The sequence below is a fragment of the Paenibacillus maysiensis genome (assembly GCF_000520815.1).
GTDB classification, from domain to species: Bacteria; Bacillota; Bacilli; order Paenibacillales; family Paenibacillaceae; genus Paenibacillus; species Paenibacillus maysiensis.
The window spans coordinates 1-2,416 of the sequence record NZ_ASRY01000118.1; the positions used below are offsets into that span (position 1 = coordinate 1).

The window sequence follows — 2,416 nt, forward strand, 5'->3', positions numbered from 1 at the left end:
GACAAGCTCATTAATCTGATGTCATACATCGGAATTTCTGTGCCTTTGTTTTGGCTGGGCATTTTACTTATTTATTTGTTTGCGATTTATCTGCATTGGCTTCCGAGTACAGGGATGCGTACCATTGGAACGGACTCGGCGCTGGATGTGATCAAGCATGGGATTTTACCGTGTTTTGTGCTGGCCTTCGGGTTTTTATCTGTGTATGTGAGGTATATCCGTTCCAGTACAATTACGCAGCTCAAGGAAGAATACGTGCAGATTCAATATGCGTTCGGGTCTGGCAAACGACTGGTTTTATTTCGGCATGTGCTCAAGCATGTGCTGCTGCCTATCATTACGCTGCTTGGTATGTCGGTTGCGGATCTGGTAGCCGGAGCCATCGTAACCGAGACGGTATTTTCTTGGCCGGGTATTGGCTCGCTGGGCATGACGGCGGTAAAAGGGATGGATTATCCCGTTATCATGGGCATTACACTGTTTTCCGCCCTGCTGCTGATCTTGGGCAATCTGCTAGCAGATATTTTATACAGCATCGCGGACCCGAGAATTAAATCAACGAGGTGAACTCATGAATCGGAGCAAATGGCGCAACATCGGGATCGAGCTGATGACGAGCAAAATGGGCGCCGCCGCCCTCATACTATTGATCGTATTCTCGCTGGGGGCAATCTTCGCTTTTCTGTCGCCGCAGGACCCGAACAAGCTGAACGTGCTGGAGCGTCTCCAACCGCCGGGAGCGGCACACTGGTTTGGCACGGATGATTATGGGCGGGACTATTTTACAAGAGCACTGTACGGTGGACGTGTATCATTGCTGGTAGGCTTTGCGTCCATGATTATTGCGACCAGTATCGGTGCAGTGGTAGGTATTGTGAGCGGATATTTTGGAGGATGGATCGATAATTTACTTATGCGGATTTTGGAGCTGATCATGTCGATTCCGTCTTTTTTGGTTATTTTGCTGTTGAGTGTGTTTTTGAAGCCGGGCGTCGGCAATATTATTGTCATTATCGCCCTGCTGATGTGGATGAATATTGCCCGGGTGGTCCGAGCAGAGACGATGACGCTGCGGGAACGGGAATATGTGCTGTATGCCAAAGCTTCGGGACAAAGCACATTCGGGATCATTCTGAAGCACATTGTCCCGAACCTGATTCCGGTAATTATCGTGGGGGCGACGAACAATATCGCTTCGGCGATTATGATGGAATCTTCACTGAGCTTCCTCGGCTTTGGTGTGCAACTGCCGAACGCGACATGGGGAAGTATGCTGAATAATGCTCAAGGGTATATTGCACAGGCTCCATATATGGCCTTATTCCCTGGGCTGCTTATTTTACTGACCGTGCTGAGCTTTAATGTCTTGGGGGACGTGCTGCGTGTAGGCTTTGAACCCAAGCTGGTGAAACGATGATTCGCAGCTACAAGATCCATTACCAATGGCTCCAGGAGCGACAGAAAGGAGCGACAACACAATGACTGAACATCTGCTGTCTGTCGAACAGCTGGAGGTTTCCTTTTTCACTCGTGAGGGGGAGAATCAGGCAGTTCGAGGGGTTAGCTTTCGTATTGATGCTGGAGAAACGGTAGGAATTGTAGGAGAATCCGGTAGCGGTAAAAGCGTTACAGCCAAAGCGATCATGTCCATGATTGCCCCGCCGGGCAAACGGCTGAATGGCGACATCCGTTACCGGGGAGAAAGTCTGACCGCTCTGACGGAAAAGCAATGGCGCAAAATACGCGGTAACCAGATTGCGATGGTCTTTCAGGACCCGATGACCTCGCTGAATCCGGTGAAGAAGGTCGGCTATCATCTGGTCGAGGTGATTCGCAGACACCGGGGACTGAGCAAGGAAGCGGCCACGAAAGCTGCTGTGGAGCTGCTGCGACAGGTGGGGATTACCGAGCCGGAACGCCGGATGAACCAATACCCGCATCAATTCAGCGGGGGGATGCGTCAGCGGGTGATGATCGCGATGGCGCTCTCGTGCAGCCCGGAGCTGCTGATTGCTGACGAGCCGACCACGGCGCTGGACGTGACGATCCAGGCGCAAATTTTGGAGCTGCTCAAGACGTTGAAGCAGCAATCCGACATGGCGATTGCCCTGATCACTCATGATCTGGGCGTCGTCGCTCAGGTGTGCAGCCGTGTCATCGTGATGTACGGCGGCATGGTGATGGAGGAGGGTCGCGTGGACGATATCTTTTATCGTCCGGCCCACCCGTATACGCAGGGCCTGCTGCGCTCTGTGCCGCAGCGCACGAACGGCTTCCGCGAGCGGCTGGTGCCGATTGAGGGCACGCCGCCGGACCTGCTGGACCCGCCGTCCGGCTGTCCGTTCATGGAACGGTGCCCGCACGCCTTTGCCCGCTGTGTAGAGCGGCCGCCGATGGTGGAGCTTCGCTCGGATCA

At 53.4% G+C, this 2,416-nt stretch carries 3 protein-coding genes; all 3 read left to right on the top strand.

All coding sequences use genetic code 11. The features are described 5' to 3' along the window. The coding region (locus L696_RS0107755) for an ABC transporter permease (RefSeq protein ID WP_025683136.1) at window positions 1–567 on the top strand (567 nt) is incomplete at its 5' end. Window positions 568–571: 4 nt separating this feature from the next. Then, a complete protein-coding gene (locus tag L696_RS0107760; RefSeq protein WP_025683137.1) occupies window positions 572–1,417 on the top strand; it encodes an ABC transporter permease in 846 nt (281 codons plus the stop codon). 61 nt (window positions 1,418–1,478) lie between these two features. Then, window positions 1,479–2,416: ABC transporter ATP-binding protein (locus tag L696_RS0107765; RefSeq protein ID WP_025683138.1), on the top strand; the 938-nt coding region annotated here is incomplete at its 3' end.

Excerpts from the sequence above, each read along its gene's own strand:
- L696_RS0107760 (WP_025683137.1), top strand. The coding sequence starts at position 572 with ATGAATCGGAGCAAATGGCGCAACATCGGGATCGAGCTGATGACGAGC.